At 61.1% G+C, this 24,030-nt stretch carries 16 protein-coding genes and 1 pseudogene; 8 read left to right on the top strand and 9 right to left on the bottom strand.

Annotation, left to right across the window (positions count from 1 at the left end):
- The 3 genes and pseudogenes from BP846_RS10460 to BP846_RS10450 form a co-directional block, all read right to left on the bottom strand.
- Positions 1 to 407: pseudogene (locus BP846_RS10460) on the bottom strand (IS1634 family transposase); the annotation flags it as partial.
- 33 nt (positions 408 to 440) lie between these two features.
- Entirely contained in the window at positions 441 to 2,006 is a 1,566-nt protein-coding gene (locus BP846_RS10455; RefSeq protein ID WP_292395124.1) for an IS1634 family transposase, read from the bottom strand.
- Positions 2,007 to 2,588: 582 nt separating this feature from the next.
- Positions 2,589 to 3,383, bottom strand: a complete 795-nt coding sequence (locus BP846_RS10450; RefSeq protein WP_292395122.1) for a hypothetical protein — start codon at positions 3,381 to 3,383, stop codon at positions 2,589 to 2,591.
- A 490-nt stretch (positions 3,384 to 3,873) separates the two neighbouring features.
- Here BP846_RS10450 and BP846_RS10445 point away from each other — a divergent pair, with 490 nt between their 5' ends.
- Positions 3,874 to 4,566, top strand: a complete 693-nt coding sequence (locus tag BP846_RS10445) for a hypothetical protein (protein WP_292395120.1) — start codon at positions 3,874 to 3,876, stop codon at positions 4,564 to 4,566.
- A 104-nt stretch (positions 4,567 to 4,670) separates the two neighbouring features.
- On the opposite strand, the gene BP846_RS10440 is transcribed toward BP846_RS10445, so the two are convergent.
- On the bottom strand, positions 4,671 to 5,444 hold the full coding sequence (locus tag BP846_RS10440; RefSeq protein ID WP_292395119.1) for a winged helix-turn-helix transcriptional regulator: 774 nt from the start codon (positions 5,442 to 5,444) through the stop codon (positions 4,671 to 4,673).
- An 83-nt stretch (positions 5,445 to 5,527) separates the two neighbouring features.
- Complete coding sequence (locus BP846_RS10435; RefSeq protein ID WP_292395117.1) at positions 5,528 to 5,962, bottom strand: hypothetical protein; 435 nt, start codon at positions 5,960 to 5,962, stop codon at positions 5,528 to 5,530.
- 476 nt (positions 5,963 to 6,438) lie between these two features.
- On the opposite strand from BP846_RS10435, the gene BP846_RS10430 reads away from it, so the two are divergent.
- On the top strand, positions 6,439 to 7,758 hold the full coding sequence (locus BP846_RS10430) for an MFS transporter (protein WP_292395115.1): 1,320 nt from the start codon (positions 6,439 to 6,441) through the stop codon (positions 7,756 to 7,758).
- Between the two features lie 10 nt (positions 7,759 to 7,768).
- Here BP846_RS10430 and BP846_RS10425 read toward each other — a convergent pair whose 3' ends face one another.
- Together BP846_RS10425 and BP846_RS10420 are read right to left on the bottom strand one after the other, a co-directional pair.
- A complete protein-coding gene (locus BP846_RS10425) occupies positions 7,769 to 10,069 on the bottom strand; it encodes an Orn/Lys/Arg decarboxylase N-terminal domain-containing protein (protein ID WP_292395113.1) in 2,301 nt (766 codons plus the stop codon).
- 571 nt (positions 10,070 to 10,640) lie between these two features.
- Positions 10,641 to 11,489 carry a GNAT family N-acetyltransferase gene (locus BP846_RS10420; protein WP_292395111.1) on the bottom strand — a complete coding sequence of 283 codons (849 nt, stop codon included), beginning with the start codon at positions 11,487 to 11,489 and terminating at the stop codon, positions 10,641 to 10,643.
- Between the two features lie 216 nt (positions 11,490 to 11,705).
- On the opposite strand from BP846_RS10420, the gene BP846_RS10415 reads away from it, so the two are divergent.
- The 6 genes from BP846_RS10415 (at position 11,706) to glgP (ending at position 22,749) form a co-directional block, all read left to right on the top strand.
- Positions 11,706 to 13,160: an alpha-amylase gene (locus BP846_RS10415; protein ID WP_292395109.1), complete on the top strand. Its 1,455-nt coding sequence runs from the start codon at positions 11,706 to 11,708 to the stop codon at positions 13,158 to 13,160.
- Positions 13,142 to 14,293, top strand: coding sequence for a glycosyltransferase family 4 protein (locus BP846_RS10410; RefSeq protein WP_292395107.1), 1,152 nt, complete (start codon positions 13,142 to 13,144; stop codon positions 14,291 to 14,293). The genes BP846_RS10415 and BP846_RS10410 overlap by 19 nt, the downstream gene beginning before the upstream one ends.
- 16 nt (positions 14,294 to 14,309) lie before the next feature.
- Entirely contained in the window at positions 14,310 to 16,241 is a 1,932-nt protein-coding gene (gene glgB, locus BP846_RS10405; RefSeq protein WP_292395105.1) for a 1,4-alpha-glucan branching protein GlgB, read from the top strand.
- A 2-nt stretch (positions 16,242 to 16,243) separates the two neighbouring features.
- Entirely contained in the window at positions 16,244 to 18,637 is a 2,394-nt protein-coding gene (locus tag BP846_RS10400) for a DUF3536 domain-containing protein (protein ID WP_292395103.1), read from the top strand.
- 13 nt (positions 18,638 to 18,650) lie between these two features.
- Positions 18,651 to 20,147: a 4-alpha-glucanotransferase gene (malQ, locus tag BP846_RS10395; RefSeq protein WP_292395101.1), complete on the top strand. Its 1,497-nt coding sequence runs from the start codon at positions 18,651 to 18,653 to the stop codon at positions 20,145 to 20,147.
- Between the two features lie 361 nt (positions 20,148 to 20,508).
- Positions 20,509 to 22,749, top strand: coding sequence for an alpha-glucan family phosphorylase (gene glgP, locus BP846_RS10390; protein ID WP_292395100.1), 2,241 nt, complete (start codon positions 20,509 to 20,511; stop codon positions 22,747 to 22,749).
- Positions 22,750 to 22,808: 59 nt separating this feature from the next.
- Here glgP and BP846_RS10385 read toward each other — a convergent pair whose 3' ends face one another.
- Both BP846_RS10385 and BP846_RS10380 read right to left on the bottom strand, forming a co-directional pair.
- Positions 22,809 to 23,150: a hypothetical protein gene (locus BP846_RS10385; protein ID WP_292395098.1), complete on the bottom strand. Its 342-nt coding sequence runs from the start codon at positions 23,148 to 23,150 to the stop codon at positions 22,809 to 22,811.
- A gap of 71 nt (positions 23,151 to 23,221) precedes the next feature.
- Positions 23,222 to 23,731, bottom strand: coding sequence for a DUF2795 domain-containing protein (locus BP846_RS10380; protein WP_292395096.1), 510 nt, complete (start codon positions 23,729 to 23,731; stop codon positions 23,222 to 23,224).
- Positions 23,732 to 24,030 lie beyond the last annotated feature (299 nt).

Below are 24,030 nucleotides of genomic sequence, written 5' to 3'. Positions count from 1 at the left end.
AAGAGCGGAACCCCATACTGGTTCGAGGCCATCCCGAGGACAAACCGTTTGAGATCCCACCGGCCATCCTTCGGATGGCCGTAGGTGATCTCGATCTCGCCCACATCGAGCTCAGCCTCATACGCCCCGGTGACGCTGAAGTTGGTGGTGTCGATGTGGATACAGTGAGAGCCGAAGTCGGTCGGAAGAAGACATGTTGCGACGATCTCGTTGAAGAGCTCGGTTGGGCCGTAGGCAGCGATCGCGTCCAGAGTTCGGCCGAGCACGTCGTCGTTGAGGTGGTCCCGCGTGATGCCCTCGCCGAGGAGGCGTTCGACGGCGATGTCATCGAAGAAGTCGGGAAACAGGTAGAGACGACGTTCGATGAACCCGAGACCGTTGAGAACCATGGCCTTGAGCACCTGAGAATCCCACATTCCCATACTTTTAGGCTGCCCAACTTACGTGGTCACGTAATTTTTCACTTCCGGGAGGATGGCGAAGGCATCAAGAATTGTCCGCTGTTTCTTCCCGATCTCGGTGATCAGATCCTTCTCCCCGGGTAGGATCAGCCACCGAATATTCTCGAGGGTCAGGAACACCCGCTCCAGGGAATACTTCTTCACCAACCCTGTCGTCTGCAGTTGTTTCTGAAGATGCATGCGGAGGAGCAGACTCAGGAACGAGATAAACAGGAGACCGCACAACGATTCCTGCCGTTTCACATTGAGCGGCAGGAGGTCCAGATCGTTCTTGAGCATATCGAAGGATCGCTCCACCAGATCCCGACTGCGGTACAGGGATAGGCACTCGTCCCAGGTAAATTTGCCCTGATAGAGCAGAATGGTCAACCCCATCTTATGCACCCGTTGCGTCACTGCCTTCTCCCGGACGGTAATGTGGAGCCTGTTATCGGCGGTCTTCCAGGAGAGATACGGGGCATAGATCCCGGCATGTTTCTCAACCACTTGCTTCGGCTTCAGGTAGGGCTTGAGCTCGATACTCTCCAGATAGTCGATAGTTTCGCGAAGCTTTCGGTAAAAACGTTCTCGTTCGTCTTGTTCGCGCTGGGGGCTATAGTAACCATACCCCGAGAACTGGATTCCCTCGATCATCAGCTCCACCGGTTCGACAAACACTGTCTTCTCCTTGAACAGGTGCAGGTTTTGGGAGCGAGCAATTGTCCGCCGAATCTTGGAGAGCGCCTGCTTCACCGCCTTAAAGATCCGCGATGCAGGCATGATGAAGGAGATCTGCTTCTCTGCCAGTGCTGTCAGGTTAGTACCGGAGCAGAACCCTCGGTCCATGATGAGCGTAGAACCGGTGACACCCAGTGCCGGGAGCTTTTCCAGGGTGTTGTGCAGGGTGGATACGTCGACGATGCTGCCGGGATATAGGTCATACATGAGGGGGATCCCCCGGTCTCTGTCAACGATCAGAGACATATTCACCTGGGGCAGATGATAGCCGTCTCGGTTATGGCCGTATTCGAAGAACGAGAGGGTCGAGGTGTAGGAGGAGAGAGACGTGATATCATAGAACAGGGTTGCCTGCGGGGAGAGTTCGGTGACCAGATCCTGGAAAAACCGGAACGGGATGGCATCTTGACCGATTTTTACGAGCAGATTACTGAGATACTGCGATGAGAGCGGGGTATCGGGATACTTGTGGGCGAGGATCGTGCTTTGATACCAGGATGCAACCTGGTGCATCGCCAGCGGGCGGATCGCCCGGTTGTAGACGAGGGTGAGAACGACGCGCACCTCATCCGGGGAGAGATACCGTGCCAACCGCTGCTCAAGATCATAGGTTTCACTGGCAGCAAAGCAGGGCAGGAACTCGCCATAACTCAGAGCTGCCTTCGGGACACCGCTAACATCTCTGACGCGCACCGGATGGCCATCAACAGCTTTCCCCAGATATCGACTGTGCTGCCGGGTTCGCTTGGATGCCTTGTCGTAATAGTAGGTGATCTCGTAGAGATAATCAGTGCCGTTGATCGTTTTGGTCCTGACAACCGTTCGCATCTAATAATATAATTAGGCTGCCTGATATAAAGATCTTTCCATTGACCATTTGGAAAAAGAAGCACATTCTATCTGGGGATCCATCGTGGCAGCCTAAGTCGGGGGAATGTGGGGTGAATACTCCCATAGCGTTCGATTCTGCGAAGAACGTAAAGAGGATCGCCATGATCACGGCGACCCAGAGGTAATACAGGAATACGCCGCAGACTACGCCTACGATACCCATGAGTTTTCCCGATTTTCTCTGTGTTTCTGCAGTCATTTCTATCACAGGGGTTCGTCAGGGGTTTTTGGTTCCGGGTTCATCCTGGACCTGCATCGACTTCATCGTAACCGGAGGAGGATCGGGATGACCTCATGGGAAATCAAGTATTTTTCGTGATTTTTTGACTGATGACCCGGATAATGATGCTTGCGAATAAGAGGGCAAAAAATAGCCACTGTCTGGGGGAGTCATAATGGCCGCTTTGTGTATATTCGTAATAGTTTGCGATGAGAAGAATTACTGCAAGAACGAGTACCAGTTTCCATAGTAGCGGCAGATAATTGCGAATCATAATCACCACAAAAATAATAGGATGTTTAAATGTATATATAGTCAACCTCTACAAGTATGGGGGCAGAGGGATGCGGTTCGGGAACAAGCCAGATATCGAGGTAACAATCCCCTGGTTCGAAATCGTAGTGATCAGGTATAGCTTGGAGAGCCACAGCCACTAAAGTGAGAATTACTCCGGGTACCACACCGAAAAGCATAGCAATTGCTGCAAGAGCAGCAGTGCCCCACATAAGATCGCTATACTTCACATCATTGAAAACTAAAGTCGATCCTGATGGGGCCAGACTCGGGAAGTCAATCTTTGTTTTATCACTTGTTAGACCAATACTGCTTACTCTAAGATCATTGATATCAGGACTCTCGGTTTTCGGGAGGGTCACTATATCGCTTGACGCCTTTACAACTCCGTTTTTAACCACCATTTGCTCAATTTTGAGTGTGATAGCATCGGAGCTTTCCGAGACCACTTGTGCATCGATTACTGAACGGTAGTTTGTACCAACCGATTCGATACGGTAAGAACCATTTTCTGAGTAATGGCCATTAACTTGCTGGTCTGCGTAAATTCGCTCAAATTTTCCGCTGATCCCTGATTCTGCATCGAATTTGACGTTTCCATTAAAGAAAATCGTGTCTCCAACTTTCTTGTAGTCGCACAGTTCTGTGTCAATGCTGTTTACTTTTATACCCATGTTTTGCAGCAATTCTTCTTCAAAGTGCTTTTCACTCTGTGCAGCCACCGCAGGCACCATCGCGACACTCACCAGCAGCACGGCGAGGAGCGTGGAGAGTGCCCGCATTCCAATGTTTCCGTTCATTTACCTTCCTCCTATAACATCCCCGGAGGCAAAAGAGGCACACATTTAAGTACACAGAGCGCGTACGTTCTCTTTGCCTCCGGGCATGCGGGGCGCGTCATCCGGTCGTCAACCAGGGATGGGCAGCCCCACACCTTTTGCGGACGCCGCTCTGAAGCATCCACACAATGACATGAGCGGCGATCTATTTAGAAATTCTGTCAGATTCATTTACACGTTCGCAGATATTTGCCGAAAGTGAACGGAGAGAACCCTCCCCGGAAGACGAGGGCACAGGAGAGAACCCATTCTCACGGCGGTATATGCCGTACAGGGCACAGCAGCCTCTGACTGCCGCACTTGCGCGCGCCCTGCACCCGAAGTACTGGGTTCTGTCGATGGACAGGCAGGCCTGCCGGCCGATTGCATAAACTGTATCAGCCATGAGAGACAGTACCTTCAACCCGTACAAAAACCCGTCGAAACCAGAACGCTCCTATCCGGAGGTCCCATGAAAAAGAGCCAGATTGTCATCTGGAGCATTCTCATCGCTCTCGTCTTCGTGCACTATTTCTACATGCCCGAACAGCCCGAGGTCACCAGAGGAGAGATGCATATCTCTTTCGACTCCCGGGAGTGCCGACCCGACCTGGTTGACCTCTGGAATACGCTTGTACAGGAGCAGGCGTTTTCGAACGAGTCGGCCGTGCTCATCCAGCTGAACCAGTATATCGACAAAGACGGAACAGTGCAGTGCACCGAACTCCACTGGATCGGCTATGTAGACGGGGAGGAGCACGCGTACGAGGTATATGTCCACCAGAGCGGCAACGTATATTATAACGACCAGATATTTGACTTCCCCATGCAGGGGGTACATCCCCTCGCCATATTACGCGAGGTCGACAGGATCGAGTTTGACGATCTCACTCACGGAGAATACAATATAACGCTCACGACGTTCATACACGACGGTCCAATGACCTACAACAAAACCAACGGCGACCTGTACGCCTTCGTGGACGGGTCGCTTCGTCCCCTGAAGGAGGCCACGTTCTCTTCCGAAGCATCCCGGCATATGATCGAGATATTCCCGGAGATCGGGCAGTCGGGCGGGATTACGACCGCAGAGAGCATATCGGATCATATCATCCTCTTCCCCGAGCAGGAGATCGCCCGGGCCGACTCCGTCGTCCATGCATGACGTGCAGGCGGCGCCCGGAGACTCTGAACGCATCCTCGATAAGCCACGGGGTGATCCGGGAAAAGGGGCAAACGGTGTAGTTATGGAGAACTGCCGAACGGCAATCAGATACCGGTGTCGGACACACGCCCCCCGGCGAACGCAGGCTTCCACGATCCGTGGGCTTGTACACACTCCTTCGCATCGGCGCAGAGGTAGTAGCGTACGAACCGTCCTTTCTTCTCGTCTCTGACAATACCGTCCCGAAGCAGCGGTTTCATATGCCAGGTGACGTTCGCGCCCGACATTATGAGCCGGGACGCGATCTCTTTTCTCGTGCTTCCCGGGTGTTGCAAAACGATATTGAGTATCCGACTCTTTGACTGCTCGTTGAGATATCCCGCCACCTTTCGTTCCAGACCGGGACAGGTGCCCGTGTCGACGTAATATCTCATGCCTCTGCAGTTCGGCTCGGGGACGACTGTTCCCATCCTGCATAACATCTCTACGTGGTAGCGGAGGGTTCCGATATTCATCCCGAGCAACCGGGAGAGAGAACTTGTATTGATTCCCGGATTATCGCGTATGCACAGGTACGCTGCATTCCGGGTTTCGTTCTCAAGGACGTTATTGTGCAGGACCCTCTTATGGCCGAAATGCAGCCATGCAAGCAGCGAGAATACAAGCTGCATCGGGACAAAGAGCGCCGGAACGAATACGGATACGAGTCCAAGAATAACAATATCCAGGGGGATATTCCAGACGTACACCGGCATCAGATCCAAAGGCACTTTCTCCGGATATGCGCCCTGAACGGCAGTAGCACATGCGGCAGACGGCAGCAGTGCGAGGCAGAATATGACCAGAGCAATTCCGGCAATCCGCACCCGCGTGACCATGGGTTTACATAAAACCGGTATCAATAAAAAGATTTGGTTTGGTAGGAGTTCGGCTTTGTTGAAAGCATGTGAGAGGTAATCATTTAAGCATAAGCATTGCAATTCAAAATATACGGAATGGTTCCTGTCACACTCTCGCCATACACTTTAAGTCTCCAGGTACCTGATGCAGGGCTGCTTATATCTATGCGGATCCGTCCATCCAGACGTCCACCATAATTGTCATGGTACGAACCATACAGGCTCCCATCCGGTCTGTAGATCTCCAATCTCAGGGAGTGGTCCGGGGTAAACCAGTTTAAGTAAACATTCAGTAAGGACATACCGGCTGGTACATTGAGCAGATGAGTATCAGTCTCCCCCTGCGTGATCGTAAAATACTCACGGGTTTCATACCAGTCCGCCTGCGAGAGAAGTCCCGCGACTCCGTCATTTTCGTTTCCGATACCTGTAGCTGAAACCACCGGCACGATGAAGGCGACGACGGCCAGAAGTCCTATGATGCGGCTGATCTTCATCAGAATCCACCGATGAGACATCGGAAGACCTCCGTATAAAAATTCTGTCCAATTTCTTTACACGTTTTATATACGCAAGCAGTACATCGATCTCGGCGCGTGAGAGATCACCCGAGCGTCTCCGGAATAGCACGTAGAATCACGGGCATTTCGCCAGGAATCGTCCACTCCGCACCTTTCTGAAGGACAAGCACAATGCGGGAAAGGTGTTGCGCGGAATATTAAACCCCACCTCAAGGGGTTTTCCCGAAAAATAACCGTTGAAGCAAGAGATTACTCACGATGGAACAAGGGCTCTTTCTCCAACAAAACCCGAACGTGTAAATAATTTGCATATGTTATCGGTTAATGTAAAGAGTGCCACCGGCTAACCCACTCCTCTCCTCTTCATTGTTCTCTCCCGGGCAGGTTCCTGCCCGGCACCGTACCCCCCAGCAGGTGATCCGGCATCATCCCGATCACCCTGCACTCAGCGCGTGGTCACCCCATTCATGGGCTCGGCGGTGAACATCGCGCTCCCGACAATCGCCGCAGAGTTCGCTCTCGACGCCGTCTCGCTCAGTCTCGTGGCCTCCTCGTACCTCCTCGCGACCGCGATCTTCCTCGTCCCGCTCGGGCGGTGTGCCGACATCTACGGGCGCAAACTCGTCTTCACCCTCGGCGTGGTTGTCTTCACCGCATCGGCCCTGCTCTCCGCGCTCGCGACATCGGGGCTCGAGCTCATCCTCTTCCGGTTCCTCGAGGGTGTGGGAAACGCCATGATCTACGGCACCGGCATCGCCATGATAACGTCAGTCTTCCCCCCCGAGGAGCGGGGGCGGGCCCTCGGGATCAACGTCACCGCAGTCTACGTCGGCCTCTCCATCGGGCCGTTCCTCGGCGGTTACCTCACCGGGTTCCTCACCTGGCGGAGCATCTTCCTCACGAACATCCCCCTCGGCATCTACATCGTCTACCAGATTCGCCGCCATCTCACGAAAGAGTGGGCCGACGCACGCGGGGAGCGGTTCGACATCGTCGGTTCGGTCTTCTACAGCGCGATGCTTCTTTCTGTGATGTACGGGTTCTCGCACCTCCCCGGGATCGGCGGCGTTGCAGCAATCGTCGCCGGGGTCCTGCTCTCCGTGGTCTTCTACGCCTGGGAGACCCGGACGCCGGACCCGATCCTCGACATCCCGCTCCTCGCATCGAACCGGGCGTTCGCCTTCTCGAACCTCGCCGCCCTGATCAACTACGGCGCGACGTTCGCCGTCGGGTTCCTCCTCTCCCTCTACCTCCAGGTGGTCAGGGGGCTCGACCCCGGCACCGCGGGACTCGTCCTGATCACGCAGCCGGTCATCCAGGCGCTCTTTGCCGCCCCCGCCGGGCGGCTCTCCGACCGGGTCGAACCGCAGTACGTCGCCTCGGCGGGGATGGCGCTCACCGCCGTCGGCCTTGCCCTCCTCACGTTCCTGACACCTGTAACCCCGATAGGGTACATCGTCGCGAGCCTCGTCCTCCTCGGGTTCGGGTTCGCCCTCTTCTCCTCCCCGAACACCAACGCCGTCATGACCTCGGTCGACCGGTCCCTCTACGGCGTCGCGTCCGGGATGCTCGCCACCATGCGGACGACCGGGATGATGTTCTCGCTCGGGTTCGTCACCGTCATCTTCGCCGTCCTCATCGGCACCACCCAGATCAGGGCCGAAGCTCTGGCCCCTTTCATGATGAGCCTCCATGTGGCGTTCACCGTCTTTACCATCTTCTGCACCCTGGGCATCTTCGCCTCGCTTGCCCGCGGCAGGGTGCGCGGGTGACCGCCGCCCCTCACTCCGCGACGCAGTAGATATAGTAGATCCGCCGACCATCTCTCGTAACAACATCTACCCCGTGCACCTCGTTCTCGAACCCGGGGAAGCGGGTATCAAACTCCTGCAGGGAGACGAGGTGATCGACAACGGCCTGTGTGGCCGGGCCGCACCGCTCGCCCGGCATGATGACCGGAATGCCGGGCGGATAGGGGACGACCATCACGGCGACCGTCCTCCCCTCAAGTTCGCTCGCGGGCACCGCCGTCACCTCGCCCCGCACCAGGCGGCGGTAGGCCTCCGCCGGCGTCATCGCGGGCTCGGGCAGCGTCGCGTAGACGTTCCGGACGACGTCGGTGATCGACTCACCCTTCAGGTAGCCGTGCATCTCCCGGCAGAGGTCGGCGAGCCCCCGTCCGGCATACCGGGCGGGGTGCTCCCGCACCAGGTCGGGGAAGACCTCCTCGAGCGGGCTGTTGCGGTCGTAGAGGGCCTTGAACCGGAAGAGCTCCGCAAGCAGCGTACCGGACTTGCCCTTGGTTATCCCGAGCGTGAAGAGGACGAGGAACGAGTAATACCCGGTCTTCTCGACGACGATCCCGCTCTCCCGGAGGTACTTCGTGACGATCCCCGCCGGTATCCCCCGGTCATCCATGCTCCCGCCCGGCCCGATCCCGGGGGTGAGGATGGTCACCTTGATAGGGTCGAGCATGGCGTAGCCCTCCTCGATACCGGGAAACCCATGCCAGATATCGTGGGGATTTAAGAGCCAGCAACCGGCATGGTTCCGGAGCAGCAGGTCGTCCGCCTCTCCAAGCGGCCTCTCCGTCTCCTGGTCCATGATGCAGTCGGGCTGCCAGACGGTGAACCACCAGTAGTCCTCCTCGGGGAGGGGGCTCTCACGGATCTCCTCGGCCACCGTCACCATCTTCTTCCGGAATACAATCGCTTCCTCGATCGCCTCCTCGATGAGGAACCTCCCCGAGTGCCCGGCCATCATCCTGGCAGCGACGTCGAGCGATGCTATGATGGTATACTGGGGGGAGGTGGAGGTGAGCATCATGAACGCCTCGTTGAACCGCGGGTGGTCGACGGGCCCCTGGCCCTGCCTGACGTGAAGCATCGAGCCCTGCGAGAAGGCGGCGAGGACCTTATGGGTCGACTGGGTGGCAAAGACCGTCGGGCCGACCCCATCGGTTCTGTGCATACCGAATCTCCCGGCGTAGAGAGGATGGAATCTCGCGTAGCCGAACCACGCCTCGTCGAAGTGGAGATACGGGACAACGTCCCGCAACTGCTCCTCGATCCGCTCTGCACTGTAGCAGATCCCATCGTACGTGGAGTTCGTGATCACCGCCATCCTGACCGTCTGCAGTCCAGGGTCTTCTACAAGCGGACAGGCCCGGATCTTCTCCCTGATGACCTCAGGAAGGAACTCGCGGCTGTGGATGGGCCCGATGATCCCGTACTCGTTCCGGGCCGGTATGAGGTAGATGGGGACGGCACCGGTCATGATGATCGCGTGCATCACGGACGCATGACAGTTCCGGTCGACGAGGACGATGTCGCCGGGGGTGACGGTCCCAAGCCAGACGATCTTGTTCGCGGCCGACGTGCCGCCGGTGACGAAGTAGGTCCGGTCGGCCCCGAAGACCTCCGCGGCCTTCCGTTCCGCCTCTCCAACGACACCGGAGTGATCCAGGAGCGAACCGAGCTCCGGCACCGAGGCCGAGAGGTCGGCCCTGAGAGCGTTCTCGCCGAAGAACGAGTAGAAGATCCGGCCGGCGGCGCTCTTGAGGAACGCGACGCCGCCCATGTGCCCCGGCGTATGCCAGGAGTACTTATACTCCTCGACATAGTCCATAAGCCCCTGGAAGAACGGCGGGAGGACGTCGGCGAGGTAGTTCTTTGCCGCCCGCTTGATATGGCCGGCGATGAAGCCGGGGGTGTCCTCGAGTTTCCATATGTAGCCGTCGATCCGGGATATGACGCCGAGAGGTATGGCAGAGATCGCCAGCTTCTCGGTGTTTAAGAATATCGGGACCTTCGGGTTGCGCTCCCTTATGAGGGTGATGACGTCTCGCGCGGTGAGCATGCCGTCCGCGGCCTCGGGAGTGAGTTCCCAGTCGATGATGATGCAGCTCACATGCGGGTGCGAGAGGAATGCGTGGACCCCGTCACGGGCGGTCAGGGCCTCGATGACGGGGAAGTCCTCATCTTTCAGTTCTTTCACGATCTCCCGCGACGCCCGGCCCTCCGCGGTATCCGAGTGCAGTTCGTCGTCGATGAAGAGAACGGGAAACTCCTCCAGGTAATCCATACGGTCATACTCCTGGATGGTACTCTTCGAGGGACTCTTTAGAATGTTTTGGTCCGGGCGGGGGATGGAGGGGGTACGGGTATCCCACCCCGTGAGGGGAGGAGACAGACTGCCTTCCCGATGGCGATAACCCCGCTGCCCGGGGGATATACCGGAGAGGGGGAGATCCGGAAAAGGACTGTGAACAGCCTTTCCTGGATATCGCCATGTGCTGCCCCTGCCCCGCAGGAAGGGGGATGGAGCGCGAAGCGCAGGGGGGGTGGGGGCTATCGGGAGAGCCCGTACGCGACAGAGACAGGGGAGGCGGGCCCCCCTCCCCGTCGGCCCCTCCCCCAATGGCGATACTCCCACGGTCCACTGTACGGGGAGATACTGGAGAAGGGATGGGTCTCTGGCTCGCTTCCCGGACACGGCTTTCCACCGGATATCGCCACGCACTGCCCCCGCCCCCTTGAGGGCGGGGGAGGAGCGCCGAAGGTGCGGGTGGGGTGGGGGATTATAGAAGAGTCTTATGGGGCAGAGACAGGGAGAGCCGTACGCGACAGAGACAGGGGAGGGGAGCGGGCCCCCCTCACCCGAGTTCGAACGACGTCACGCCGAAGATCTCGTCGAGAGGCAGGCCGGGGACCGCCTTCGTGTAGATCCGTGCCGTCTCAAAGACGGGGACCATCCCCTGCCGGCGGGCAAGCGCCACAGCGGCAGCGTTCGGTTCCGGCGTATCGATGTAAACCGGCTCGCCCGGCACCTGCGCGGAGAGAGCAAGGAAGATATCCTCCGCAACATCCGGTGTATCCGCAAAGAGGGGTCCGATCTTGTTGCCGTGATGGCACCTCCGGATGACGCCGTATCCTGCTATCTCGCCGTCTTCTGTGAGCACCGCCCGGCCCCGGGTTCCTTCCTGCCGGATCCAGGCCGCGAGAAAGCGAGGGCGCGGCGCCGGGAAGTGCCGGGCGTCGTATGCGGCGAGCGGTTCAAACGGCACCGCGGCGATATCAACCGGCCCTTCAGGCTCATTGCCGCCACCGGTGCCCTCGAACCGGATGTTCCTGTAGGCAAGGGAGAACCCCGACCGCGTGCGGTACTTCTCCAGCATCGCGAGGACACCGTCGCCCCCGATGTTCCGGTTCCCGGCGTGGGCCATGCCCGCGGCAAACAGCCTGCTCCCGTAGCCCCTGTTCCGGTATTCGGGCCTCAGGATGTACAGGCCGGCAAAGGCAAACGCCTCACTGTAGTTGACGACTGAGACCGACCCTACCGGCGCGCCGTCGAGTTCGGCGATGAAGAACCCCTCCGGATCGGCGGCATAGAAGGCCTCCGCATCGGAAACCCCCGGGTTCCATCCTTCTCGCTCCGCCCAGCCGACGGCGGCCTCGACCTCCTGCCGCCTCATCGTCCTCACGGCAAATCCATCTGTGCTCACGCTGATCTCCGTTATGCGGTAAGTGTTCCTCCCATTTGAGGATATCCGGAAGACGATACGAGAGTGAAACCTTCAGTCAGGGCTCCGGATGGCTTCGATCTCACCGGGAGGCGATACTTGCCCACCACCGGAGCATCGGGGCACTGTAGGGGGCTGAAGATCGAAAGATGTTCCGGTTTGGCGACCTTTATATACGGAAACGGCTATCTATCACTGATGACAGGCGAGGACTCAAATCCACCGATGGTCTGTCTGGGATTCGATATTCACTATCCCTGTTATCTCAATCCCAATTTTCAACCTGATGTGGTAAAGGGAAAGAGAAACGCGAAAGACAGTTACTTTAACCCGAACACGAAGGAAGACCTGGGACGGGTCATCGACCGCTCTTTCCGGCCGGCGACGGAGATCCTCCTCGATCTCCTCGATGGCGGGTTTACGTGTGCCTTCAGCATCTCCGGAGTGATGGTGGAGCACCTTGAACGATGGTATCCGGAGACGCTCGAACTCCTGTCCCGTGCGGCAACCCACCGGAACGTCGAAGTCCTCGCAGAGACCTACTACCATAGCGTCGCCGGACAGTTCGCCGACCTCGCGGAGTTCGAGGACGAGATCCTCATGCACCGGGACCTGATGAAGGAGCACTTCTCGGTCGCGCCGACCACATTTGCCCATACCGACTACCCCATCACCCCCGCCACCGCAGAGGCGCTTGCCCGGGCCGGAATTCGGGCGGCCATCATCGAGGGGAACGGAGAGCCCGCCCTGGAGAGGGGCCCAAACCACACCTACACCTACCGGGGCCTCCCGGTCCTCGTCACCCACTGCGATCTCTCCGACGACATCGCCGTGCGGTTTCCCTGGAGAGAGTGGGACCGGTGGCCGCTGATGGCCGACCGTTATGCAGAGTGGCTCGCCGTATCCCCCGGCGACTGCATCACGCTCTTTCTCGACTATCGCATCTTCGGGGACGTCATCGGCTCCGAGACAGGCATCCTCGAGTTCCTGCGTGCGCTCCCGTCCGCCCTCGCCGAAGAGGGGATACAGACTGTGCACCCATCAGACGCCGCCCGGCTCTCGCCGCACGGGGATATCGGGGAGACCACCGTGCCGGGAGGCCCGCAGAGCCAGCAGAGGACCATCCTGCAGCAGTCCGCCCTCGAAGCAGTCGAGGAGGCCGGAGGTCTGGTCGCGGACCCGGCGGTCTGGCGCTGCCTTCTTGAGACCGACCATATCCGCAGGATGGCCATGCGCTCGCCCTCGTGCGGAAAACCGCTCCACGCCGTCAGCCACCAGGCGACCTACGACTACTTCGCCTCGTTTATGCGGATCCTCTCGCACGCCGAGGAACAGTCTGCAGCCAGCGCTCGATCCCCCAAATCCGCTCTCGCGCTCCGGTGCGTCCCCCCCGATAAAGCGTTCTATTTCTCATCGCATGATCGGCCGGCCGGGTACGCCGCCCACAGCCTCCAGGAACTCGCAAACATGCTCGAGTTTGCCCCGGACGACGTCATCCGCTACCATGTGGAACGGGAGGACTTTTACCGGTGGATCGACCAGGTCATCGGCGATACGAAACTGGCGGGGAAGGTCCGGGGAGTCTCCCACCGCCGTAAACTCCAGTTGACCATTCAGAAGAGGATCGGCAAGCTATGGAAACGCTTAAGTTAGCATTCTTCTGCTGGGAGTCACTCCACTCATCGTTCAAGGTGGGGGGTCTTGCTCCGGCGGCGACCCACCTCGCCGAGCACCTCGCCCGGAGGGGGCATGAGGTCCACTTCTTCACGCGGGGAGAGCCCGGAGATGCAGTGATCAACAACGTCCACTACCACTACTGCCTGCCTTTCGGCGACAACATCATCGAGTACTGCAGGACCATGAGCAACATGCTCGTGGACGCTTTCCGCGCCTGCGACACCCCGGCGTTCGATATCCTCCACTTCCACGACTGGCATCTCGTCGAGGCGATGCATACCCTCCGCGACCGAAACACCGTCCTCTCCTTTCACTCCACCGAGTACGGGCGGCACGGGGGGAACTTCGGCGGCTGGCGGGAGTTTCAGGAGATATCGGGTAAGGAGTGGTACGGCGGCTACATAGCAAAGGCGGTCACGACCGTCTCAAACTCGACGAAGACCGAGGTGATGTGGCTCTACAACGTCCCCGAATGGAAGGTCACCGTCATCCCGAACGGTATCGACCCCGATGCCTACCATCTCATGGTCGACCCGGGCGAGGTGAAGAAACACTACGGCATCCACCCGCTCGCGCCCGTCGTCCTCTTCGTCGGGCGTCTCACCTACCAGAAGGGGCCTGACCTTCTCATCCAGGCTATACCCCGGATCCTCGCCACACGCTGGGACGTGCAGTTCCTCTTTGCCGGTACCGGGGATATGCGCGGCTACCTGGAGGGGATGGCGCACGGCCTCCCGGTGCAGTTCCTCGGCTACGTCTCGGACGCGGACCATATCCGGCTCCTGAACGCCTGCGATCTCGTCGCCATACCGAGCAGGAACGAACCGTTCGGCCTCGTCCTTACGGAGGCCTGGAGTGCGGAGCGCTGCGTCGTCGCGACCGATGTCGGGGGACTCTCCGAGAACATCGATAACTACGTAAACGGTATCAAGGTCCCCGTCCGGCCGGACTCGATTGCCTGGGGGATCTGCCACCTCATCGACGACCCGGCCTACATGCAGAAACTCGGGAAGGCCGGCCGCAGGAACGTGATGGAGAAGTTCCGGTGGGACGTCGTCACGGAGAGGACGCTCGGCGTCTACAGGAACCTTCTTGCCGGCGGCCCCTGATCCTGGAGGTGAAACCATGCAACAGGCGCTACCTGATATCACGAGGACCGGGAGCCTCATCACAGACTACGACGTCTACCTCTTCAGGCAGGGGAGCCACTCCCGCCTGCACGACAGACTGGGATCGCACCCCGCCGTCGCCGGCGGCACACAGGGGACATTCTTTGCGGTCTGGGCGCCGAATGCGGTGGAAGTCTCGGTCATCGGGGACTTCAACAGGTGGGAGGCGGGTAAAAATCCGCTCGGTGTGCGGGGCGACGATTCCGGCATCTGGGAAGGATTTATACCGGATATAGGTCACGGAGCACTCTACAAGTACCACGTCAAAAGCAGGTACAACAATTATTCTGTCGAGAAGGGCGACCCTTTCGCATACTTCTGGGAGATCCCGCCGAAAACCGCATCCATCATCTGGGACCTCGCCTATACCTGGCGGGACCGGGCGTGGATGCGGGGCCGCGAGGAGAACAACTCTCCGGACGCCCCGGTATCCATCTACGAGATGCATCCCGGATCGTGGCGGAAAGTGCCGGAGGAGGAGAACCGGTCCCTGAGCTACCGGGAGGCGGCGACCGAGCTCGCCGACTACATGCTTGATGTCGGGTTTACCCACGTCGAGTTCCTCCCCATCATGGAGCACCCGTTCTATGCCTCCTGGGGCTACCAGACGCTCGGTTACTTCGCTCCCACGAGCAGGTACGGCATCCCCCAGGACTTCATGCATCTCGTCGACTACCTCCACCAGCGCGGGATCGGGGTGATCCTCGACTGGGTGCCGTCTCACTTCCCCGCCGACGGCTACGGGCTCTCCTACTTCGACGGCACCCACCTCTACGAGCACGCTCTCCCGGGCCAGCGCTACCATCCCGAGTGGAAGAGTTATATATTCAACCTCGCGAGAAACGAGGTCCGGTCGTTTCTTGCAAGCAGCGCCCTCTTCTGGCTCGAACGCTACCACGCGGACGGCCTGCGGGTCGATGCGGTCTCCTCGATGCTCTACCTCGACTACGCACGGAGCGCCGGGGAATGGACGCCCAACGTCTACGGCGGGAGGGAGAACCTCGAGGCTATAGAGTTCCTCCGGAAGGCGAACGACACGGTCCACGCAAACTTCCCGGACGTGCTCGTCATCGCCGAGGAGGCGACCTCCTGGCCGGGGGTGACCGCCCCGACCGCGACCGGGGGGCTCGGGTTCGACCTGAAGTGGAACATGGGCTGGATGCACGACACCTTGGACTACTTCGTGCTCGACCCGGTCTTCCGGAAGTACCGACCCGACCTCCTCACGTTCAGCATATGGTACGCGTTTCGGGAGCGCTACGTCCTCCCCCTCTCGCACGACGAAGTCGTCCACGAGAAGAATTCGCTCGCAGGAAAGATGCCCGGCGACGAGTGGCGGAAACGGGCGAACCTCCGCCTCCTCTACGGGTATATGTTCACGCACCCGGGAAAGAAACTCCTCTTCATGGGGGCTGAGTTCGGGCAGTGGTCGGAGTGGAGCCACGATGCCGGGCTTGCGTGGGACCTCCTGCAGTATCCTTCCCACCGGGGGATCCTCCGGTGGGTCACCGACTTAAACCGGCTGTACCGGCGGGAGCCCGCCCTCCACGAGCGGGACGCCGACCCCGGGGGGTTCGAGTGGGTCGACTTCTCGGATGTGGAGAAGAGCGTCGTCAGTTACCTGCGGCGGGGGCGGTCGGCCGACGACGTCGTCCTCGTTGCCTGCAACTGCACCCCGGTGCCGCGCTACGGCTACCGGATCGGCGTCCCGTTCGGGGGGTTCTGGAATGAGGTGCTCAACAGCGATGCGGTCGAGTACGGCGGGAGCGGTGTCGGGAACCTCGGTGGGGTGGAGGCGGAGCGGGTCCCGGCGCACGGCCGGCCGTGGTCGCTCCCGCTTACCCTGCCCCCGCTCGGCGCAGTCATCTTCGTTCCCGAGGGGGCGTGACGGTGGACCGCGCCGTCTGCATCCACGGCCACTTCTACCAGCCGCCGCGGGAGAACCCCTGGTCCGGCGGTGTCGAGGTCCAGCGGTCCGCCGCGCCTTACCACGACTGGAACGAACGGGTGACCGCGGAGTGTTACGCTCCAAACACCGCCGCACGCATACTTGATGCGGACGGCCTGATCGCGGAGGTCACAAACACCTACTCGAGGATCAGCTTCACGGCCGCACCGACGCTTCTCTCCTGGCTTGAGAGGCACCGGCCGGAGGTCTACGGAGCGATCATCGAGGCTGACCGGGAGAGCCGGGAGCGCTACGCCGGCCACGGGTCCGCGATCGCCTCCTGTTACAGCCACATCATCATGCCGCTTGCGACCCGGGAGGAGAAACGGACTCAGGTTATCTGGGGGATCCGCGACTTTGCGGCACGGTTCGGCCGGGAGCCCGAAGGGATGTGGCTCCCGGAGACGGCGGTCGATATCGAGTCCCTGGACCTGATGGCGGAGGCCGGGATCCGGTTCACGGTCCTTGCCCCCCACCAGGCCGGGAGGGTGCGGGTGATCGGGGTGGAGGGCTGGACGGATGTCTCCGGCGGCCGGGTCGATACAACGATGCCCTACGTCTGCCGCCTCCCCTCGGGCCGCAGCATCGCTGTCTTCTTCTACGACGGGGCGATCGCCCGCGACGTCGCGTTCGGCGACCTGCTCTCCGACGGGCGGCGGTTCGCCGGGCGGCTGCTCGGCGCGTTCTCCCGGAGGAGAGAGCGCCCGGAACTCGTGCATATCGCGACCGACGGGGAGACCTACGGCCACCACCGCGAGTTTGGGGAGATGGCGCTCGCCTACTGTCTCCGCACCATCGAGGCGCGTCGCGACGCCCGCCTCACGGTCTACGGCGAGTACCTCGACGCGCACCCGCCCACGCACGAGGTCGTCGTCCGGGAGATGACGTCCTGGAGCTGCACCCACGGCGTCGGGCGCTGGCAGGGGGAGTGCGGGTGCCATAGCGGGGCGCACCCCGGCTGGTCGCAGGCGTGGCGCAGGCCGCTCCGGGAGGCGGTCGACATGGTCAGGGATGCCCTCGCCCCCGGATCGGCGGAGGCGCTCGTGGCCCTCGTCAGAGACCCCCGGGAGGTCCGGGACGATGCTGTCGGCCTCGTCCTCGGCCGGTGGTCCGACGAAGCCGCGGCGGCGTTCTTCTCGCGGCACGCCCTCCGCGACCCTTCGCCCGGCGGACGGCGACGGGTGCTTGCCCTCCTTGAACTGGAGCGGCAGGCAATGCTGATGCAGACGAGCTGCGGCTGGTTCTTTGACGATATAACGGAGCCGGGGAGCGTCCAGGTGATGCGGCACGCAAGCCGGGCAATGGACCTTGCCCGGCAGGTCCTCGGGATTGACCTCGAGTCCGCGTTCATCGATATCCTCCGCCGTGCTCCGTCAAACGACCCGGAGTATGCGACCGGCGCTGCGGTCTACGAGGCCCTGGTCCGGCCGGCGGCGGCGACGGACCTCGCCCGGCTCGGGGCAGGGGCAGCCCTCTACGCGCTTTTCGACCTCGAACCCCTCGCGGTCGCGTCGGGGATGTACGCCGTCCGCGGAGACTGGCGCTACCGGTCGGGCGCCGATGGCCGGCAGAGCCTCCTCGGGACCGTCCGTGTGCTATCCCGGGTGACGGGGGAGGAGGCGCTCCTTGACGCGGTCGCGCTCTTTACCGGGATGGACCGGGTCGTCGTCGGCGTGCGCAAGACCGGCGGCGATGAGGCGCTCCACGCGGCGTGGGAGGAGGTGATGGGCCCCGATCCCGCAGGCGCCGTATCCGGGGCCTTTGCCCGCGTCTACACCGCCAACGACCTCTCCGACGAGGAGCGGTGGGCGCTCGCCTGCCGGGTTCTCCCTGGCATCGGGTCGGCCGTCTGCGCTGTCTACCGCGACGCGGCCCCGCTGCTTCGCATGCTCGAGGACCTCGGGATCCCCGAACCGGGGGTTGCCGCCCAGCTCCGGGAGCACGCCTGCACCGAACGGCTGCTCGCGATGCTTGAAGCCGGGTGTCCCGACCCGGACCACTTTTCGGCGCTCGCCGGGGAGATGCAGGCGAAGAACCTCAGACCCGACCTCGCGGCCCTCAGGGAGGCGGCAAGCAGGCGGATCGCGCTCTCTATCGAGGAAGCGGCGGCCCGGCCGGAGGATCCGGCGCCGCTTGAGGAGGTCGTCCGCATCGCCGGGTGTGCGAAAGTTTTTGGGCTCTCGCTCACTCTATGGGAGAGCCAGAACGCCTGTATCGGGATGCGCGGGCAGTATGCCGGGATGCAGGAGCGTGCAGAGGAGGGAGATAGCAGTGCACAGCAGTGGGCAGAAGCCTTCCGGGAGGCGGCGGCATGCCTCGGCGTGCGGGTGACGTGAGGAGGGGAGAAGCATGAACCGACGTGGCAGCGGGGTTCTCCTCCACATCACGTCGCTCCCATCGGCGTACGGCATCGGCGACCTCGGGCCCGCGGCGCACCGGTTCGTGGACCTCATCGCCGGGGCAGGACAGCGCTACTGGCAGATCCTCCCCCTCAACCCGACATGCCCGGGCTTCGGCAACTCACCCTACCAGAGCACATCGGCGTTTGCCGGAAACACCTGGCTCATCAGCCCCGAGCAGATGGTCATCGACGGTCTCCTTCCCCCGGAGGAGATAAGGGACCCGCCCGGCTTCCCGGGGGACCGGGTTGACTACCAGGCGGTCCTCGACTACAAAAATGGCCTCTTCGACCGGGCGTTTGAGCGGTTCAAAGAGCACGGGGGGGACTTTCATTACAAGGAGTTTGCGGCCGCGAACGTCTCGTGGCTCGACGACTACGCCATCTTCGTCGCCCTCAAGGACCGGTTCCCTGGGAAGGCCTGGGGCGATTGGCCGTCCGGGATCCGGGACCGGCACGAGGAGGCGCTGCGGAAGCACGGCACCGAACTTGCTGACCGGATCTTCCGGGAGAAGTTCCTCCAGTATGTCTTTGACCGCCAGTGGAAGGTGCTCAAGAACCATTGCCACGAGCGCCGCATCCAGGTCATCGGGGACCTCCCAATCTACCTCACCTACGACAGCGTCGACCTCTGGGCGAACCCGGGACTCTTCAAACAGGACGAGTATAAGAAGCCGGCCGTTGTTGCGGGGGTTCCACCCGATATGTTCAGCGCGACAGGGCAACTCTGGGGAAACCCGGTCTACAACTGGGATGCGCACCGGGCGCAGGGATTCGCGTGGTGGGAGAGCCGGATCGACCGCACCCTCGCCCTCGTCGACCGGGTGCGCCTCGACCACTTCCGGGGGTTTGTGCAGTTCTGGGAGGTGCCGGCCGGGGATACGACTGCACAGAACGGGCGCTGGGTCGATGCACCCGGCCGGGACCTCTTCACCCTGCTTCACGCGGGCAGGTCGTGCCTCCCCATCATCGCCGAAGACCTCGGCTACATCACCTCAGACGTCCACGAGATGATGGCCCATTTCGGGTTCCCGGGGATGAAGATCCTGATCTTCGGCTTCTCCGGCGACGTCGCAAGGAATCCTCACGCGCCCCATAACATAACGAACGGGTGCGTCGCCTACACGGGGACGCACGACAACAACACGGTCAGGGGGTGGTTCGAGCATGAGGTCTCCGACGACCAGAAGAACCTCCTATTCCGCTACATCGGGGGACCGGTCGGCGCCGATCAGATTCACCGGATCTTCATCCGCCTGGCGATGCTCTCCCCCGCCGAGACCGTGATCATCCCGATGCAGGACATCCTCGGCCTCGGTGAGGAGGCGCGGATGAACCGGCCGGGCACGGCGGAGGGAAACTGGGAGTGGCGGCTCCGGCCGGAGCAGACGGGGGAGCAGGCCATGCAGGAGTTTTCTGAGGTTACGGGGATATACGGGAGGGGATGAGGCGGCGGGGGCTATTACTCCCCTGCCGCCAGAGTGTATGGTGGGTGTTGTGAACCCAGAACAACCCATATCTCAAACCCCTTTCTGCAGAGAGGCCGCCCGCCCCGGCGCCGTCGCGCAGGCATCGCTGCGGCAGAGGGCATTTGAGCGCCCCCTGCATCCGGGGGGCTCGCCCTATCCCGTTTCGGGGTATTCCGCAACCGCACGGCATGCCGTAGACCGGATCCGTTTCGTTGGCGTCTCGTCCCGATAAAAACCTTATATTTCGCATTTTTTTCAATTTTATCGGCCCAGAACAAAAATCCGTAGACATATATAATAATAAATACGGAGAGTACACCATTCGAAAGGGGCAGATTTTATGGAGGACTCCATACGCAATCAGTTTGATCACATCCCGGAGCGGATCTCAGGACTCGTCGACCTCGCGTACAACCTCTGGTGGAGTTGGAATCCGGAGGCCCGGACACTCTTCAAACAGGTGAACCCGCAGGCATGGAAGGAGAGCATCCATAACCCGGTCCGGATGCTCCGCGAGATACCGATCGAGTTCCTGAAACGGGCAGCGGAGAACCCTGCCTACCTCCGCCGCTACGACATCGTCATGCGCCGGTTCAGGAAGTACATGAACGCCACCGGGACCTGGTTCTCTGCACAGTACCCCGACCGCAGTTCACTGACGATCGCCTACTTCTCGGCGGAATACGGGCTCCACCACTCGCTCCCCATCTATGCGGGCGGGCTCGGATTCCTCGCCGGCGACCACTTAAAAGAGGCGAGCGACCTCGGCCTCCCGATGGTCGCCGTCGGATTCCTGTACTCGCAGGGCTACCTGCACCAGCAGATCGACCCTGACGGGTGGCAGGAGGACATCACCGAGCCCCTCGACCACGATGCGGCGCCCATCATCCGGGTGCTCGATTCGGCCGGCGAAGACCTGGTGGTCCGGGTCCCGCATATCGACCCGCCCATCTACGTCGCTGTCTGGAAGGTCCAGGTCGGCAGGATACCGCTCTACCTCCTGGATACGGATATCGCCTGCAACGACCCCCGGAATCGGGGCATATCCTCCCGGCTCTACACGGGCGACCTGGAGCAGCGCCTCCGGCAGGAGATCGTGCTCGGCATCGGCGGACGAAAAGTGCTCCACGCGCTCGGCATCGAGTACGCGGCGGTGCACCTGAACGAGGGGCACCCGGCGTTTGCGCTGCTTGAGCGGATCCGGGAGCGGGTCGAGCGGGGGATGAACTTCGAAGAAGCGCTTGAGCAGGTTCGGGCGACATCCGTCTTCACCTCGCATACCCCCGTTCCCGCAGGACACGACGTCTTCCCTGTCGACCTCATCGACCGCTACTTCCAGGCCTACTATCCGGCGCTCGGCATCGACCGGACGGAGTTCCTGCAGCTCGGTGTCCACCCGCAGCTCCCGGGCGCGGGCTTCAACATGACTGCGTTCGCCCTGCGCGCGTCGGCGCACCACAACGGCGTCTCACGCACGCACGGGAGCGTCACCCGGCAGATGTGGAGGTGCCTGTGGCCCGGGACTCCCGAAGCGACGGTGCCCATCGACTACGTCACCAACGGCGTCCATGTGCCGACCTGGCTGAACCACCGGATGCGGGACCTCTACGACCGACAGATCGGGCCGACCTGTCCGAACTGGCTCGCGGAGCATGACGACCCGGCGATATGGGAACTCATCGACGAGATACCGGATGCCGAACTCTGGCACCTCCACACCTGGCTGAAGGCGAAACTCTTCAACCGGATCCGGGAGCAGGAGCGGATCAAGTGGGCGGAGCAGCACCCCGGTGGCCGACCGGGTCCGGCGGCCGGGGGGGCGTTCCTCAACCCCTCAGTCCTGACGATCGGGTTTGCCCGGCGGTTCTCGACCTACAAGCGGGCACATCTCATCTTCGAGGACATGGAGCGGTTAAAACGCATCCTGAATAACCGGTGGTATCCCGTCCAGATCATCTTTGCCGGCAAGGCCCACCCGGCGGATAACGAGGGAAAGCGGGTGCTCCAGCAGATCTACCGCTACACGCAGCAACCCGGGTTCGGGGGACGGGTCGCCTTTGTTGAGGACTACAACGAGAAGGTGGCCCAGTACCTGGTGCATGGCGTCGACGTCTGGCTGAACAACCCGCTGCCCCCGATGGAGGCGAGCGGCACGAGCGGCATGAAAGCGTCGCTGAACGGGGTGCTGAACCTCTCCATCCTGGACGGATGGTGGACCGAAGGGTACAACGGCAGAAACGGCTGGGCGTTCGGGAGCGAGACAGCCGCCTGCGAGGGAAGGGACGGCACCGATGCTGCGGCGATCTACGACCTCCTGGAGAAAGAGGTCGTCCCGCTCTACTACAACCGCTCCATCGACGACGTCCCCCACGGCTGGGTGAAGATGATGAAGGAGTCGATCAAGAGCAACGGCCCCCGGTTCTCGTCCCGCCGGATGGTGAAAGAGTACTTCGCCCGGTATTACCCGTCTCTCCTGAAGAGTGCCGGGACGGAGTATGCCCGGACACCGGCAGCAGCGAAACCCCGGGCGCCGGCCTGGGAACCGCAGGTGCAGGGGAAGACCCGGGAAGAGATCGATTGAGGTCCCCCACGTCGGAAGAGCAGTATTCCGGAGATGTGAAGCGCCGGGAGCCTTCTGGCCTATGGGGAGGATTCCTCACCGGCTGACGACCGGCCGCCTTTGCGGGAGACCCGCTGACGGGTCTCCCCGGATGCTGTCTGGAGTCCCCGCTCCTCATGCGGGGATCTCCCGCCTGCCCGTGCCACGCGCTTCCGGGTCTCAACACTTGCAGCCTGGAGCCCCCTCGCCTCGTGCGGAGCCCTGCCGCCGGCTCTCGCGACCCGGCGGCGGGTCTCGCGGGAAGCAGCCTGGAGTCCCCGTTCTGTGTGCGGCGCCATCCCGCCAGTCCTCGCAACGCGTTTCCGGGTCGCTTCGTCTGCAGATGCGAGGCCACGTCTTGCCCCTTTCTTCTCTCCAGTCATACCGCCGATCTCCCGGGTTATACCACGCTATTGGCCGGCACAGGATACTGTCTCCGGTGCAGGTCTGTCGCCTACATAGCCTCGCCGAGGGCCTTGCTCACGTCGGCGGCGGAACGGAACTCCCGGTCCCGGATCCTCTCCAGGATATCGAGCACATCACCCGGCGCGTTGTTCTTCTGCGCCTGGCTGATGACCTCGCTTTTGCCCGCGGGGTAGTGCATGCCGCGGAGGTACCTCTGCACTTCAGCCGGGCTGACAGCTGTGGACCTGCTGACCGATGCCTCCCCGCCGCCCCGTGCAGGCGGCTCCCGTGTCTCCTCCCGTTCGGTCTCAAGACCGACTCTTTCACCGGACGGTGATCTCCGGGTTGACCCAATCTCCGACCCGGCCATCGCCTTGCTGACGTCTATCGGCGAGTGGTAGGTCTGGTCGGGCAGGCTGTCGAGAGTCTCCATGACATCGCTGTCCGCATTGTTCATCCTTGCCCGCTTGATCAGATCCTGCCTATTCGCCGGGTAATCTACCCCGGCCAGGTACTTCTCAACCACCGCCGGGTTCGCCTTAAACCTCGCCTCTACCATTCACGTCACCTCCCGTGACGGCGGGTGCATAGGATAAATATTATAAAAATATTGTTATGACCACTGGAACAGCAGAGAATTCGCCGGGTCCGGGCAATATAGTTCGATAGCCGGGATGGGACCTTCGGGGGCTTTTTGCAGAATATGCCCATGCCGGTAGTGCTCCAGCATATACCTGATAATTGATCTCAGAGGATCCGATCGAATTACGTTGCGCACCAACCCGCGTTCATGACAAACAATAACCTGGGGAGAAGATTTCCACTATTTGGCTCTGGTGAAGCCCTATTCTGGCTGTC

This window comes from Methanoculleus sp. UBA303 (genome assembly GCA_002501655.1).
Taxonomy (GTDB): domain Archaea; phylum Halobacteriota; class Methanomicrobia; order Methanomicrobiales; family Methanoculleaceae; genus Methanoculleus.
This window is presented reverse-complemented; position numbering and strand designations above follow the sequence as displayed.